The sequence below is a fragment of the Phenylobacterium sp. genome (assembly GCF_031412415.1).
Taxonomy (GTDB): domain Bacteria; phylum Pseudomonadota; class Alphaproteobacteria; order Caulobacterales; family Caulobacteraceae; genus Phenylobacterium.
The window spans coordinates 1-12,338 of the sequence record NZ_JANOCX010000063.1 but is presented as its reverse complement, the minus strand read 5'-3'; the positions used below and the strand labels follow the sequence as shown (position 1 = coordinate 12,338).

At 70.4% G+C, this 12,338-nt stretch carries 17 protein-coding genes; 6 read left to right on the top strand and 11 right to left on the bottom strand.

Translation table 11 applies throughout. The features are described 5' to 3' along the window. Positions 1-1,249 (bottom strand): hypothetical protein (locus RMO04_RS03240; RefSeq protein WP_309643359.1); only part of this gene is annotated, 1,249 nt, incomplete at its 3' end. A 68-nt stretch (positions 1,250-1,317) separates the two neighbouring features. On the opposite strand from RMO04_RS03240, the gene RMO04_RS03235 reads away from it, so the two are divergent. Further along, positions 1,318-1,479: a hypothetical protein gene (locus RMO04_RS03235; RefSeq protein WP_309643358.1), complete on the top strand. Its 162-nt coding sequence runs from the start codon at positions 1,318-1,320 to the stop codon at positions 1,477-1,479. A 7-nt stretch (positions 1,480-1,486) separates the two neighbouring features. Here the strand turns inward: RMO04_RS03235 and RMO04_RS03230 are convergent, their stop codons facing one another. The 4 genes from RMO04_RS03230 to RMO04_RS03215 all read right to left on the bottom strand — a co-directional run bounded on the left by RMO04_RS03230 (position 1,487) and on the right by RMO04_RS03215 (position 4,985). Next, positions 1,487-2,230, bottom strand: a complete 744-nt coding sequence (locus RMO04_RS03230) for a hypothetical protein (RefSeq protein WP_309643357.1) — start codon at positions 2,228-2,230, stop codon at positions 1,487-1,489. A gap of 22 nt (positions 2,231-2,252) precedes the next feature. After that, positions 2,253-2,813, bottom strand: a complete 561-nt coding sequence (locus RMO04_RS03225) for an OmpA family protein (protein WP_309643356.1) — start codon at positions 2,811-2,813, stop codon at positions 2,253-2,255. Positions 2,814-2,910: 97 nt separating this feature from the next. Then, positions 2,911-3,237, bottom strand: coding sequence for a UrcA family protein (locus RMO04_RS03220; protein WP_309643355.1), 327 nt, complete (start codon positions 3,235-3,237; stop codon positions 2,911-2,913). Between the two features lie 146 nt (positions 3,238-3,383). Further along, a complete protein-coding gene (locus RMO04_RS03215; RefSeq protein ID WP_309643354.1) occupies positions 3,384-4,985 on the bottom strand; it encodes a winged helix-turn-helix domain-containing protein in 1,602 nt (533 codons plus the stop codon). Positions 4,986-5,100: 115 nt separating this feature from the next. On the opposite strand from RMO04_RS03215, the gene RMO04_RS03210 reads away from it, so the two are divergent. Continuing rightward, positions 5,101-5,778, top strand: coding sequence for a nitroreductase (locus RMO04_RS03210; protein WP_309643353.1), 678 nt, complete (start codon positions 5,101-5,103; stop codon positions 5,776-5,778). Positions 5,779-5,796: 18 nt separating this feature from the next. Here RMO04_RS03210 and RMO04_RS03205 read toward each other — a convergent pair whose 3' ends face one another. The 4 genes from RMO04_RS03205 to RMO04_RS03190 form a co-directional block, all read right to left on the bottom strand. Further along, positions 5,797-6,009: a DUF4287 domain-containing protein gene (locus RMO04_RS03205; protein WP_309643352.1), complete on the bottom strand. Its 213-nt coding sequence runs from the start codon at positions 6,007-6,009 to the stop codon at positions 5,797-5,799. Further along, positions 6,006-6,407, bottom strand: a complete 402-nt coding sequence (locus tag RMO04_RS03200) for a VOC family protein (RefSeq protein ID WP_309643351.1) — start codon at positions 6,405-6,407, stop codon at positions 6,006-6,008. The genes RMO04_RS03205 and RMO04_RS03200 overlap by 4 nt, the downstream gene beginning before the upstream one ends. Positions 6,408-6,428: 21 nt before the next feature. Beyond that, positions 6,429-7,061 carry a dihydrofolate reductase family protein gene (locus RMO04_RS03195; RefSeq protein ID WP_309643350.1) on the bottom strand — a complete coding sequence of 211 codons (633 nt, stop codon included), beginning with the start codon at positions 7,059-7,061 and terminating at the stop codon, positions 6,429-6,431. A gap of 87 nt (positions 7,062-7,148) precedes the next feature. After that, positions 7,149-7,820 carry a hypothetical protein gene (locus RMO04_RS03190; RefSeq protein WP_309643349.1) on the bottom strand — a complete coding sequence of 224 codons (672 nt, stop codon included), beginning with the start codon at positions 7,818-7,820 and terminating at the stop codon, positions 7,149-7,151. A gap of 159 nt (positions 7,821-7,979) precedes the next feature. Between RMO04_RS03190 and RMO04_RS03185 the strand changes: the two genes are divergently transcribed. From RMO04_RS03185 to RMO04_RS03170, 4 genes are all read left to right on the top strand, one after another. After that, positions 7,980-8,483 carry a hypothetical protein gene (locus RMO04_RS03185; protein ID WP_309643348.1) on the top strand — a complete coding sequence of 168 codons (504 nt, stop codon included), beginning with the start codon at positions 7,980-7,982 and terminating at the stop codon, positions 8,481-8,483. A gap of 172 nt (positions 8,484-8,655) precedes the next feature. Next, positions 8,656-9,447, top strand: a complete 792-nt coding sequence (locus tag RMO04_RS03180; RefSeq protein ID WP_309643347.1) for an ion transporter — start codon at positions 8,656-8,658, stop codon at positions 9,445-9,447. Between the two features lie 69 nt (positions 9,448-9,516). After that, the gene (locus RMO04_RS03175) at positions 9,517-10,089 is read left to right on the top strand and encodes a TetR/AcrR family transcriptional regulator (RefSeq protein WP_309643346.1); all 573 of its coding nucleotides are present in this window, start codon (positions 9,517-9,519) and stop codon (positions 10,087-10,089) included. A 12-nt stretch (positions 10,090-10,101) separates the two neighbouring features. Continuing rightward, positions 10,102-10,482, top strand: coding sequence for a RidA family protein (locus tag RMO04_RS03170; RefSeq protein WP_309643345.1), 381 nt, complete (start codon positions 10,102-10,104; stop codon positions 10,480-10,482). A gap of 46 nt (positions 10,483-10,528) precedes the next feature. Here RMO04_RS03170 and RMO04_RS03165 read toward each other — a convergent pair whose 3' ends face one another. Both RMO04_RS03165 and RMO04_RS03160 read right to left on the bottom strand, forming a co-directional pair. Then, on the bottom strand, positions 10,529-11,605 hold the full coding sequence (locus tag RMO04_RS03165; protein ID WP_309643344.1) for a histidine kinase dimerization/phosphoacceptor domain -containing protein: 1,077 nt from the start codon (positions 11,603-11,605) through the stop codon (positions 10,529-10,531). A gap of 89 nt (positions 11,606-11,694) precedes the next feature. Continuing rightward, entirely contained in the window at positions 11,695-12,093 is a 399-nt protein-coding gene (locus tag RMO04_RS03160; protein ID WP_309643343.1) for a VOC family protein, read from the bottom strand. Positions 12,094-12,338 lie beyond the last annotated feature (245 nt).

Here is a 12,338-nt window from a genome sequence, read left to right as displayed (position 1 = left end):
GGTACAAGGTGTGCGACGCCGCCCCGCCCTTCAGCGCGGCCGGCAGCGACACATGGCGCAGGTCGTAGGCGCCGGCCACCTGGGCCGAGCCCAGCACCGGTGTCCCGCGCGCCTCCAGTTCGGCCAGCCAAGCCAGGATCGACGGCGCGGCGGCCAGCATCGAGGCGTCGTGCCCCACCGGCCCCACGTCGACCGCACGCACGTCCGCGCCGCGCGCCGCCATCGCCTTGGCTGCGCCCAGCGCCTCCTGCGGGACCACGTCCTTATCCTGCGAGCCGTAGTACATCCGAACGGGCGCGCGCGGCGTCACGTCCGCCAGGCTGTTGGCGGCGAAGGTGTCCAGGTACCAGTGCGCTCCGCCGCGGTCGTAGGCCTCCAGGAAAGCGGCGTTGAAGATCGTCCGGGGATCGGCGGGCAGGGCGCTCAGGATTTCCTTCGGCCTGGCCCCGGCGAACAGCCGCTCGACCAGCGCCGCGTGTTCCGGCGTCAGCACGCTGTCCAGCCGATGGCCGTAATAGGCCGCTTGCCCCCAGGCCGCATAGGCCAGGTACAAGGTGTGCGACGCCGCCCCGCCCTTCAGCGCGGCCGGCAGCGACACATGGCGCAGGTCGTAGGCGCCGGCCACCTGGGCCGAGCCCAGCACCGGTGTCCCGCGCGCCTCCAGTCGCTGTAGGGCCGCCAGGCTTGCCCAGCCGCCCTCCGAGAACCCGGCCAGGAACACCGGCCGGTCCGGCACGCCCTCCAACCTCTGGACCGCGTCGATCATGCCCACCACGGCGGGACCGATCGCATCGGCCACATAGTAGGGATGGCGTCCGCCCGAGACGCCCAGTCCCGGATAGTCCGGCGCCGCCAGGGCGTAGCCATTGCCCGCGAACAGGATCGCCGCGGCCAGGCCCGTACCGTCCGGCTTCGACGGAATCGCGCTGGGGGTGGTGCTGGTCCCGTGCTGGAAGCTCGCCACCCGTCGGGGCGCCACGCCCCGGGGCAGGGCCAGCAGGCCGCTCAGTCGCACCGCCTGGCCGCCGGCGCCCACGCCGGCATACTCCATCCGGTAGCAGTCCACGGCGTGGTTCACGCTCACGCCCTTGACACCGGTCAGGGCCAGCAGAACTCGCGCCTCCAGCGTTGAGATCGACCGCAGCGGGGTGAGCTTGACCCCCTCGGGCGCGGCGATCGCCGCCGGGCGCATGCAGCCGGCCAGCAGCACCGCCACGGCGGCCAGAACCACGCCGACAGACCACCCCATCGCGACCCCCGTTTCCTCGAAGCATAGCTTCAATGGAACGGATCGCCACGGCGAAGGTTTAGCTGCGCATGAGCATCCTGATCCTTGTCGTCATCGTCATCGTCCTGCTGTCCCTGGCCATCTGGGCGATCCAGAAAATGCCGATCCCGTCGCCGCTGAACTGGATCCTCCAGGTCATCGCGATCGTCATCGCCATCATCGTGATCGGCCAGCGCGCCGGCCTGTTCTAGGTCTGGCCTAGGGCCGCGCCGCGCCCGATCGGGCGAACAGCAGGTCCGACCAGCGCCACTGCGCTGAGCCGACGACGAGTCGCGCCGCGCCTGGGCCGTCGCTGAGTGAAATCAGCACCAGGCCCCGCACGGGCTCGGCGCGGCAGGCCGGCGGCGCGAACCCGACCTCCCACATGATCGCCTCGCGCACGGTGGCGAGGCCCCCGCCTTCCTGGCCCGGGTGACGCACCCAGTCGCCGTTCCAGACCAGCAGGGCCTTGCCGCGATGGGCCTGGGCCGCGGCTGCCTGGACCATGCGGTCCTTGCGCAGCGCCGCCTGCAGCCGCTTGGGCATGTCGCATTCGCCGCCTCCGCCCCCCGCGCCCCCGCCGCCGGCTGTCGTCGCGCCCGCCACCTGGGCGTCGCTCAACTCGACGCCAGGGTCGGCGGTCGGGGTCTCACCCTTCGGCAGGGGAACGGCGACCGGGGCGGCGCGCACCAGGCGCGGTGTGATCTTCGCCGGCGCGGCGTTGACCGGCGGCGCCTTGGTCGGCGTCGCCTTTTTGGCCGGGGCCTCGGGGGCGGGCAGGGGCGGCGCCTCCGGCTTCGGCGGCTTGGGCATCTCGAACAGGGCCACCTGCATCGCCACGGGGTCGGGCGCCCGGGGCGCGGCGGCCTGGGACAGGAATAGCGCCAGCAGCACGGCGACGTGCGTGGCCCCGCTTACCGCCAGGGTGATCAGGCGCCCCCCCGAGCGGCGAGTCTGGGTCATGAAAAGTCTGGCGGCCGGTCCGTCAGGCCAGGACGATCAGCACCACCCGGCGGTTGGCCTCGCGGCCCGCTCGGTCGGTGTTGGGGGCCACGGGCGCATCGGCGCCGTACGAGATCGTGCCGATCCGGTTCAGCGCCACCCCCTGCTTGTTCAGATAGCGGCGCACGGCCTCGGCCCGCTGCTCGCCCAGGCGATAATTGCCTTCCTTGGAGCCGGTCGCGTCGGTGTGGCCCTGGACCTCCACATAGACGTTGCGGTTCTCGGTCTTCAGCTTCTCGACGAAGGCGTCAAGCCGGGCCTGGGCCTCGGGCGACAGGGTCGCCTGCGACACCCCGAACTTCATGCTGTCGTCCGACAGCACCATCGCATAGACGAACTTGCCCTGGGCCAGCTTGCCCGCCGCGTCGGCCCGCTGCAGGGCGTCGCGCGAGGTCTGGTCCAGGCCCGCCAGGCGGGTGTCATGGTCGGCGACCCGGCTGGAGACCAGTCCCACCTGTTGGTTCACATAGTCCTTGGTGGCGCAGCCCCCCAGGCCCAGCAACGCCGCCCCGGCCAACGCCACGCCCGTCGTACGCAAGATCATGCCCGTTCCTCCGCCGATCCAAACACCCCTTGGTCGGCCGATTCCATGTCGGTTTAAAACGGCGGTTTGTGGGCGTAGCTTGGCTGTAGCGGCGGGCCTAGCGGTTCGGCGCGCGGGCCAGCTGGGTCGAGGCCCGCTCTTCGAGGGCGAGCCGCAGGGACTGGCGCGCCGATCCGCTGGTCGAGGTCTCGACCACCTTGGCGACGCAGGCCTGCCGCCGCGCCCGCGTGCCTTCGACGCACAGCTTCCCCGCCGCGCGTTCCACCCGCGCCAGCGCATGGGCGCGGCCGGCGGCGGTGTCCAGGTCGCTGAAGTAGAGATGATAGCTGTTGTTGCCGACCTTCCAGGTCTGGTCGCCGGCCGCCAGGGCCGCGGTGGGTGCCAAGAGCGCCAGCGTGGCGGCGAGCAGGGTTGGGGTGCGCATGTCCGTCGAGTCCTTTGCGATGGAGGCCGGGATCGTCCCGACGTCTCGACATCGCCCCGGACCCGCGAAGATCGACAGGACGTGCGGCTGATGAAGCGCCGATCATCTCCTGATGATGTGGAATTCCAACAGGTTGCGGGCAGCGCCTAGGCCGTCCGCGCCCACGCGGGATCGTCCGGCGCCCGCCCCGGACCCCGCCAGTACGCCGCCAGTCCCAGCTCCGCGGCCAGGCCGGGGAACCGCGGATCGGCCCGCAGCGCCGCCGTCGCCGGCATGAACAGCTGATAGGTGTTGCGCGCCTGCGCCCGCATGAACCGCCCCTGGCCTGCGGAATAGCGCTGCGACCCCAGGCGGAAGCCCTCATCGAAGAAGAGCCCCCGCGCCACGACGAACGCCGCGTCCAGTTGGCCCAGGGCCGACATCCACTGCATGGCGTTCTCGGCGAAGCCGACGCCGCGCGCCGCCGCCGCCAGATGGGCCCGCACCGCAATCTCCACCTCGGCCGGGGCGCGGGTCAGCAGGGCGCGCACACCCGTCAGGCTGAGCTCGATGTCTTCCGGCGGCACGCTCAGGGGGCGGCCGTCCACCTGGGCGGCCAGGGCCATCGCCTCGTCCCCCCGTCCGCCATAGGCCAGAATGTGAAACAGCAGGAACCAGATCGCCAGGTGCCGCGGCCAAAGGGTCAGCGCCTTGCGCGCCACCCGTTCGGCCTCCTCGGTGCGCCCCAGGCTCCAGAGCGCCAGGCCCAGGCTGGAATGGTGATAGGGCGAGTAGGGATCGGCGGCGAGCGCCGTCTCGGACGCGCCTAGCGCCGCCTTGATGCGCCCGACGCTCAGCATCAGCTTGCAGTAGCCCACGCAAACCGCCGGCTCCCTGGGGTGCAAGGCCAAGGCGCGCAGGAACCGCGTCTCGGCTTCGGCCCAGTTGCGGTAGATCGGCGTCAGCATCGCCAAGGCGGCCGCGGCCTCGGGCTGGTCGGGATCGAGCGTCATCGCCCGGCGCGCCGCCGCCTCCGCCTGGGCGTGGACCCCGGCCTGCCGCGCCGGATCGGTGAAGGTCAGGCTCTTCTGATACGCCTGGGCCAGCGCGCCCCAGGCCGGGGCGAAGTCCGGCTGTTCGGCCACCGCCTCGCGCAGGAATCCCACGGCCTGGGCAGTCGGTTCGGCCTGGCCCTGGCGCAGGGCCTCGCGGCCCTTGTCGTACAGGGTCTGGGCCTTGGCCGAGATCCTGGGCCGCAGGCTCCAGGCCAGGCCGCCGCCCGCCAGCGCCAGGACCCCTAACGCCCCGCCGCTCAGCACCAGCGCGCGTCGCCGCGAATCCGCCGCCGCCGGCGGGGCGGGGGCCAACTCGCCGCGCTCACCGGCCGGAACCAGGCGGTAGCCGACCTTGGTCACCGTCTCCAGGCTCCAGCCGTCGCGCCCCACGCCCTCGGAATGGCGGCGCAGGCGCGAGATCACCCGGTTGATCGCGTCCTCGCCGACGATCCGGCCGTCCCAGCAGCTGGCGATCAGGTCGTCGCGGGTGACGATCTCGCCCCCGGCCCGGGCGAGCGCCACCAGCACCTGCATGACCCGGGGCTCCAGCACCTCGCGGCCATGGCGACCCACCACCTCGCGGGTGGCCGGCCGCACGTCCACCGCGCCCAGGCGGAACGGCCGCTCCCGCGCCAGCTGGATCGGGGCTGCGGCCCTCAGGTCCTGGTCCGCCAAATCCACCGGCGCGTCCCCGCATTCAGTCGGCGCGAGCATGCGGCCCCCCACGGCGCCTCGCAAGTCCGACCCGCGATGCGGACATTGGCTTGGCGGCCGAAAGCTGGCACGTCTCGGCCTATTGCAACCACGCCAACCTTTTCAGAGACGCTCCATGCAGTTTGACGACGTCATCCTCGGTCGCCGCAGCATCCGCGGCTACAAGCCCGACCCGGTTCCCAGGGCCCTGATCGAGGAGATCATCGGCCTGGCCATGCGCGCGCCCTCGTCAATGAACACCCAGCCCTGGAACTTCTACGTCATCAGCGGCGAGCCCCTGGACAGGATCCGCGCCGGCAACACCGAGCGGATGGTGGCCGGCGTGCCCCAGTCGCGCGAGTTCCGCCAGGGCCAGGCCTTCGCCGGCCAGCACCGCGACCGCCAGGTGGGCGTGGCCAAGCAACTGTTCGCCGCCATGGGCATCGCCCGCGACGACAAGGAGATGCGCCAGGACTGGGTGCTGCGCGGCTTCCGCCAGTTCGACGCCCCGGTCTGCGTGATCGTCACCTATGACAAGGTGCTGGACGGCAGCGACGACACCCCCTTCGACTGCGGCGCCGTCACCACCGCCCTGGTCAACGCCGCCTGGTCGCGCGGCCTGGGCGCGGTGATCAACAGCCAGGGCATCATGCAGTCGCCCGTGGTGCGCGAGCACGCCGGCATCGCCGACGACCAGGTGATCATGAAGAGCGTCGCGCTCGGCTGGCCCGACGACGACTTCCCCGCCAACGCCGTGGTCTCCGAGCGCAAGGCGGTGGCCGAGGCCACGGTCTTCGTCGGCTTCGACGACTAGCCGCCGCGCCCCAGGCCGCTAGGCCTTGTCCTGCGCCAGGGTGTAGGCGACGACCGCGTTCGCGTGCCCGTGACCCATGCCATGCTCGGTCTTGAGCATGGCCACCAGTTCCATGTGTTTGGCCGGGCCGTGCTTGCGCACCAGGTCCTGCCACTCGGCGATCGGGCGGCCGTAGGTCTTCTCGATGGAGGGGAAGTACGAGGCTGGTCCCTTGACCCGTTCGTCCGTCATGGCGCGCCGGCCTCCAGCTTCTGGGCGACCTCCCACACGTGCCCCGACGGATCGGCGAAGGCCGCGGTTCGCCGGCCCCAGGGGCGATCGACGGGCCCGTTGCGCAGGGTGACACCGGCCTTGACCAGCATGTGGCAATAGAGGTCGCAGTCGTCGACCAGCAGCGTCAGCAGGCTGCTGACCCCGGCGCCGGCGCCCCGCGACGCGCCGGGCGTGACCAGTTCGTCGGCCTGCGACAGGGCCAGCACGTTGATCATCACCCCGCCGAACTCGAACACCGCCGAGACCTCGTCCTCATAGACCAGCGGCAGGCCCAGGACCGAAAGGTAGAACGCCCGCGTCTCGGGGAACGCCTCGGCGAACAGGGTCACGGTCTCGAAGGTTGGTTTCGCGCACATCGCTATCTCCTCACCGCCAGGTTAGGCGCCCCGATAGATCTGCGCCACCGCGCCGCCTGAAAAGGCTTTCGAGCTCACCAGCCTGAGCGGCGCATGTTCGGCCAGGTCGCAGAACAGCGGCAAGCCCTGGCCCAGCGCGACAGGCGCCACGATCAGGACGAACTGGTCGACCAGGCCCCGGGCGACCAGGCTGCGCGCGAAACTCACCCCGCCATGGGCGATGATCGGCTTGCCGTCCTGGGCCTTCAGCCGCGCGATCTCCTGGGCGAGGTCGCCGCCGGCCACATGGGCCTGCGACCAGCTCTCCGCGCCGGGCTGCAGCGCCGCGAGCTCGCCGCCGTGCCCCTGGACGCGGGCGGCGTCGAGCGCCGCCGCCGTGCTCACCTTGCTCAGGATCGCGCGGCCCTGGCGCGAGAAGACGGCCTTGGGGATCTGGTTCATCGGGGCGGCGAACACGTCGGTGGAGGTCTGCCAGTAGTTGGCCATGCCCTCGAAGCTGCGGCTGCCCATGATGTGCAGGCTGGCGTTCCAGATCGTCTCCACGCCCCAGGCCTTGGCCTCCTCATCGGCGCCGAACATCCATCGGTTCACGCCATCCACGTCGCTTACGAAACCGTCGACCGACATGGCCATTTTCAGGATCAGGTCTCTCACGGCTTACCCCTCGGTGCGGTCCTGGTCTGAGGACGGGCCAGGTCGGGCCATGCCGACACGCCGCGCGTACTTTTTTCGCCGCCCGCCTCAACCTTCGTCCACGCCCGGCCCGCTGATCACCTCTCCGTCGCCGAAGTTCTGGACGAACACATTGATCTTCGGCGGTCCCGAGGCCTTGGTGTCCTCGCCCCACACCTTGGGCGCCAGCCGCGCGGCCCGCCAGCGGATCACGTCGAACTGCAGCCGCGCCACCGGCACGGTCGCCGGCGCCGCCGCCTTGGCGATGGTCCAGGCCTCGTCGGCCAGCAGCTCGGCCTGCACGCCGCGCGCCTGCACATACATGTCGCTGAAATCGGGATGGACCCGCAGCCATTCATAGACAGTCCCAGCCGCCGGCATGCCGGACCGGGCGCAGATGTCGACCATGCTCTCGCCGTCCGCCAGCGCCTGGCAGATCGCCTCGCCGACCGCCACGCTGTAGAGGTCGCTGCGCCCCCAGTCATGCTTGCGCCGCGCCTTGCGCGCCTCGATCATCGCCAGATGCGCGCTCGCCGCCGCCGCCCGCGCCTGGCTCCGCGCCGAGCGCCGCTGCTCGGCGAAGTCGGGGTTCTCGCCCAGCCACTTGTGGATGGTCGCCGCCGCCGGCATGGCCGGGTCTCGCCCGATGGCGCGAATGCTTTCCCCCGCCGCCACCCGCCGCACGATCTCCGCCCCCAGCTCAGGCGAATATCCGGCGACGCGAGCGGGCAGGGCGGTCATCGGCGACTCCGGTCAGCCGCCTCATGGCGGCAGTGGAGTGTGCCAGATAACGGTGGAATGTAAAGAACAAACAAGGAACAACTTCAACCTGACGTCTTCATCGCCCGTCCCAGAAATGCGCCTTAGACGGCGCGCCCGGTTCGACGGCATAACAGCGCCATGTCGGTGTCGTTCGAGGGATTCCCCCGCACGCTTCAGCGCGGCGCCTTGCGCGCGGGGCGCTGGTTCGTGGCGGCCGACGGGCTCCAGGCCCTGCTGTGCTTCGCCACCGACATCCTCGACGCCGACGAACGGATCGCCGTGGTGTTCGGCACGCCGGGCCTCGACAAGATCGAGGTGGTGACGGTCCCGATCTCGGCCCTGCGCGAACCCTTCGGCACGGTGGAGGACGAGGTGGTCTTCGCCCCAGGTCAGACCGAGGGCCTGCCCATGCTGGTCGCGCCCCTGCGCCGCACGGTCCGCCACGGCGCCCTGCTGCGCTTGGCCAGCGGGGACCTCGGCGTCGGCCTGGTGCCAAAGATCTCCGGCAAGCTGATGATCGTCTCGCTCACCAGCGGCCAGCAGGCCGACCGCTACGACCTGGTGTTCGACCGCTGGTCGCTGGCCCTCCGCCGTCGCGACGCCGAGACCCGGCTTGGCTACTTCAAGCCTCATCGGCCGTAAGAAGGGGGCGCGACCTCGCCGCAAAGCCAGGAACCGCCTTCGAAATCGGAAGAATTCGGGGACACCATGCGAATTTCTTCAACCCGATCTCATCCGACCTTCCCGCGATAATCCGAGACTCCCGCACCCCAACACCGCCACCATGGGCCACCACCCACCTCGGCCCCCATCCATGTCCCTCCGCGCCCGCATCCACGAGCAACTCGACCCACGCGCACACCGCGCGCGGGGCCTCTCCCTCGCGAACTCGATCCTCGTCATCCTGATCCTGGTCGCCACGGCGCTGGCCATCATCGAGACCGAGCAGACCATCGCCGACGTCTACGGCCACATCTTCGTCGCCGCCGAGATCGCGCTCGGTCTGATGTTCAGCCTCGAATACGCCCTGCGCCTCTGGACCGCGCCGGAGCGTGACCCCGTCGCCCATCCGTGGCGCGAGCGGCTGCGCTTCGTCCTGTCCCCATCCGCCATCACCGACCTGATCGCCATCATCGCCTCGCTGGCCGTGGTGGGCGGGTCCAGCGCCCTGCTGCTGCGCCTGGTCCGGGTGGGGCGCATCCTGCGCCTGGCCAAGCTGGGGCGCATGTCGCGGGCCTTCGACTACATGGTCGAGGCCATCACCCTGCGCCGCGAAGAGCTGCTGCTCAGCCTGGCCGCCGGCTTCTTCCTGATGATCGCCGCGGCCACCGCCCTCTACCTGGCCGAGGGCGCCATCCAGCCCGACAAGTTCGGCAGCATTCCGCGCGCGCTCTGGTGGTCGGTCGCCACCATGACCACCATCGGCTACGGCGACGTCTATCCCGTGACCCTGCTGGGCAAGGTGCTAGCCGCCGTCACCGCCATCTTCAGCATCGGCTTCATCGCCATGCCCACTGGCATCCTGGCGGCCTCCTTCAGTGACGCCATGCAGCGCCACCGCCAGGCGCTGGAGGTCACGCCCGAGGACGGAGGCGACGCGCGCTGAGGCCGCGACCCGCCTGCGATCCGAATTCTAAGATGGACATTCTAAAACAGTCGTCCTAATATCCCACCTATGGGACGCACCCGCACCTTCGACGAAGCCGCCGTGCTGGACGGCGCCATGATGACCTTCCGTGAGCATGGCTTCGCCGGCGCCTCCGTCCGCGACCTGGAGCGCGCCACGGGCTTAAGCGCCGGCAGCCTCTACAACGCCTTTGGCGACAAGGAGGGGCTCTACCGCGCCGCCTTCGGCCACTATTTCCGGCTGGTCATCGAGCCGCGCCTGGGCGCCGCCGTCACCCTGGACGAGGTTGAGGCGGCCTATCTCGGCCTCTTCGAACCGCCCATGACCGACGGCTTCGGCTGCCTGGTCATCAACGGCGTCATCGAGTTCGGCGGGCAGGGGAGCGCGCCGGCCGCCGACCTGATCGCCCGCGGCCTCGATATCGTCGATCAATCCCTTGAGCGGGTCCTGGCCCACGAGCTGGGGCCGGCCGCCGGCCACGCCGCGCGGCGGCTGGCGTTGATCTATCAGGGTCTGCTGGTGGTCTCGCGTTCCGGCCGGCCCATCGCCCCCTATCGCCCCGCCGTCATTGAAGAGTTCGACCGCCTGCGCGCCCTGCGGCCCACGACAACAAAGCCCTGAGAGGAAGCCACCATGCTGACCGCCATCAACCTGCCCGACCGCCCGCCGCATCCGGCCTACAGCGCCGCCGTCGAGGCCAAGGGCGCCGCGCGCACCCTCTACATCTCCGGCCAGGTGGGCGCCGCCGCCGACGGCTCGGTCCCCGCCGGCGTGGGCGACCAGGGCAAGCAGGCCATCGCCAATCTCAACGCCGTCCTGGCGGCCGCGGGCATGACCAACGCCAACATCGCCAAGCTGACCATCTACCTGACCGACGCGGCCCAAATGGGCGACTTCTACGGCGCGGCGTTCGCGACCCTACCGTCGCCCCCGCCCGCCACCACCCTGCTGGTGGTCAAGGCCCTGGCCGATCCGGCCCTCTTGGTGGAGATCGAAGCCATCGCGGTCGGCTAGGGACAGATGCTTCCCCTCCGGGTGAGGGGGGCTTCGGCTCGTTGGATCAGGTCGCGACGGGCGCCGCGTTGGCGCTGGTGAACAGGATCGTCACCTCGGCGCCTTCGCCCGGCGCCGAGACCACGTTGATCGAAGCCTTGGCGTTCTGCAGCAGCGAGCGGACGATCAGCGACGACAGCTTTCCGGGCTTGGGCCAGGAAACGCCCTCGGGCAGGCCCACCCCGTCGTCGGCCACCACCACCCGGCAGCCCGAGGCCTCGGAGACGCAGCGCAGGGTGATGACGCCGCCGTCGCGGCCCTCGAAGGCGTGCTTCAGCGCGTTGGTCAGCAGTTCGTTGACCACCAATCCGGTCGGCATGGCCACGTCGATGGAGACCGGCCAGGTGTCCACCTGCATGTCCAGGCGGATGCCCTCCACGGCGTGGGCGCGCATGACGGCCGAAGCGATCTCGCTCAGATAGACGCCGAGGTCGACGGCGTCGTCCGAGCCGCCGTCCCCCAACGAATTGTACAGCAGGCCCAGCGCCTCCACCCGTCCGGCCAGGCGGTCGAAGCCGTCCCCGGTCGTCCGGTCGGCGACGCTCTTGGCCTCCACCCGGATCAGGGCGGTGATCATCTGCAGATTGTTCTTCACCCGGTGCTGCAGCTCGCGGAGCTGGGTGTCCTTTTCCCGCACCTTGTCCTGCAACTCATCCAGCACCGAGGGTCCGGCGCCGGACTCGACCAGCGCCACCAGGCGGAAGACCGGCGCGCCGCCGTCGTCCTCGATGATGTTGGACCAGGCGTCCACGATCAGGGGCTCGCCCTCGCCGGGCAGGGCGTAGGTCCCGATATAGTCGCGCTCGGCGCCAACGGCTTCGCCCAGCCGAGTTTCGCCGCTGACGGCGTCGCCGGGCAGGTCGGTCCAGGCCCCGCCCACGATGGCGTCTTCGGCCTGTCCGGTCAGGCGTTGGAACTCCAGGTTGGCGTAGACGATCCGATCGCCCGCGCTCATCTCCGAGACCGCCACCGCGACCGGAATCTGATCCAGGAACTGCTTGAACCGGTCGTTGCCCAGCGCTTCGGCGAGGTCGGGGTTCTCCATCAGGCGCTCGACGCCCTCGGAGGAGTGATTGTCCGTCATATGGCTCCCGCCTGGCGCGAAGCCCCCGCACTGAACCGACCCTTAGCGGCTTTCTGCCTGCCGCGCCATTTAAGGCCGGGCCCGCGACCTCATGTCTTGGGCGGCGGCGCCTGCAACAGCTCGATCACATAGCCGTCCAGGTCCTTGCCCAGCCCGACCATGGCGCCGCCCAGGCTGGCCTGCGGCGCGGGATCCAAGGTCATCCGGCCGCCGGCGTCCTTGATGCGCTGGGCCACCGCCTTCGGGTCGGTGACGTAGAACACCAGCTTCACGGGCACGTTGGCGTAGTTCCGCTCCGAGCCATCGGTCCAGTGCATCAGCACCACCGCCGTGCGGCCCTCGTGGGCCAGGACGATCTCGTCCATGTAGGGCAGCTTGAAGGTCTGGATTTCCTTGAGGCCGAGGGCGGCCTTGTAGAACGCCGCCGAGGCGGCCAGGTCGCTGACCCCGATGCCGGTGGCGCCGAGGAAGTCGAGAGAACGGGGCATGGGATGTCCGCGAAATTGAGGTCTGAAGAACGGCGGTCAGCATAGGGTCGGGAACGGATCGCGACAGCCCGGCTTCTGATGAGGACGCCTGCGCAGCGCCTCAAGGAGCCAGCCATGTCATCTGTGAAGTACGAGATCGTCGAGCACGACGGAGGCTGGGCCTACCGGATGGACGGGACCTATTCCGAAACCTTCGCCAGCCATGACGCCGCGGCCAAGGCGGCTCACCGCGTCGCGACCGAGCA

What these genes read in the sequence shown, in the direction of transcription:
- RMO04_RS03235 (WP_309643358.1), top strand. Translation starts at nt 1,318, where the DNA reads ATGAGCATCCTGATCCTTGTCGTCATCGTCATCGTCCTGCTGTCCCTG.
- RMO04_RS03210 (WP_309643353.1), top strand. Translation starts at nt 5,101, where the DNA reads ATGCAGTTTGACGACGTCATCCTCGGTCGCCGCAGCATCCGCGGCTAC.
- RMO04_RS03185 (WP_309643348.1), top strand. Translation starts at nt 7,980, where the DNA reads ATGTCGGTGTCGTTCGAGGGATTCCCCCGCACGCTTCAGCGCGGCGCC.
- RMO04_RS03225 (WP_309643356.1), bottom strand. Translation starts at nt 2,813, where the DNA reads ATGATCTTGCGTACGACGGGCGTGGCGTTGGCCGGGGCGGCGTTGCTG.
- RMO04_RS03180 (WP_309643347.1), top strand. Translation starts at nt 8,656, where the DNA reads ATGTCCCTCCGCGCCCGCATCCACGAGCAACTCGACCCACGCGCACAC.
- RMO04_RS03200 (WP_309643351.1), bottom strand. Translation starts at nt 6,407, where the DNA reads ATGTGCGCGAAACCAACCTTCGAGACCGTGACCCTGTTCGCCGAGGCG.
- RMO04_RS03230 (WP_309643357.1), bottom strand. Translation starts at nt 2,230, where the DNA reads ATGACCCAGACTCGCCGCTCGGGGGGGCGCCTGATCACCCTGGCGGTA.
- RMO04_RS03175 (WP_309643346.1), top strand. Translation starts at nt 9,517, where the DNA reads ATGGGACGCACCCGCACCTTCGACGAAGCCGCCGTGCTGGACGGCGCC.
- RMO04_RS03215 (WP_309643354.1), bottom strand. Translation starts at nt 4,985, where the DNA reads ATGCTCGCGCCGACTGAATGCGGGGACGCGCCGGTGGATTTGGCGGAC.
- RMO04_RS03205 (WP_309643352.1), bottom strand. Translation starts at nt 6,009, where the DNA reads ATGACGGACGAACGGGTCAAGGGACCAGCCTCGTACTTCCCCTCCATC.
- RMO04_RS03170 (WP_309643345.1), top strand. Translation starts at nt 10,102, where the DNA reads ATGCTGACCGCCATCAACCTGCCCGACCGCCCGCCGCATCCGGCCTAC.
- RMO04_RS03165 (WP_309643344.1), bottom strand. Translation starts at nt 11,605, where the DNA reads ATGACGGACAATCACTCCTCCGAGGGCGTCGAGCGCCTGATGGAGAAC.
- RMO04_RS03190 (WP_309643349.1), bottom strand. Translation starts at nt 7,820, where the DNA reads ATGACCGCCCTGCCCGCTCGCGTCGCCGGATATTCGCCTGAGCTGGGG.
- RMO04_RS03160 (WP_309643343.1), bottom strand. Translation starts at nt 12,093, where the DNA reads ATGCCCCGTTCTCTCGACTTCCTCGGCGCCACCGGCATCGGGGTCAGC.
- RMO04_RS03220 (WP_309643355.1), bottom strand. Translation starts at nt 3,237, where the DNA reads ATGCGCACCCCAACCCTGCTCGCCGCCACGCTGGCGCTCTTGGCACCC.